The organism is Streptomyces millisiae, assembly GCF_031845425.1.
GTDB classification, from domain to species: Bacteria; Actinomycetota; Actinomycetes; order Streptomycetales; family Streptomycetaceae; genus Streptomyces; species Streptomyces millisiae.
Genome location: NZ_JAVREM010000332.1, coordinates 1 through 439, shown reverse-complemented (window position 1 = coordinate 439; position 439 = coordinate 1). Strand labels below are relative to the sequence as shown.

General features: G+C 63.8%; 1 protein-coding gene. It reads right to left on the bottom strand.

Going from position 1 to position 439, the window contains the following annotated elements:
• On the bottom strand, window positions 1-439 hold a 439-nt coding region (locus tag RNC47_RS36935; RefSeq protein ID WP_311605245.1), incomplete at both ends, for an MMPL family transporter.

Genomic DNA, 439 nt, shown 5'->3' with positions numbered 1-439 from the left:
GAGCAAGGGTTTTCATTCGTGCGGCAGTGCGCACCATCATGCGCAGGTCCGATCCGCTCGGACCCATTGCGGAGATGTCGTCGGGAATGATCACCAGATCGTTGACTTCGACCTTCGGCAAAGGCTTTTCGAAATCCACCTCGGGCAGCAGCCGGTCCAGCCAGTGCGGCAGCCACCAGTTCCACTCGTCGAACATGGCCATCAGGGCGGGCACCAGGATGAGCCGGACCACGGTCGCGTCGACCGCGATGGCCACCGCGCACGCCACACCCAGCTGGGCCACCAGCGGCATGCCGGCAAAAGCGAAACCGATGAACACCGCGATCATGATCAGCGCGGCGCTGGTGATTGTGCGTGCGCTCGTGCTCACGCCGTAGGCGACCGCGTCGCGGGTGCTGTTGGTCTGCAGGAACCGTTCCCGAATCCGGGTGAGCAGAAA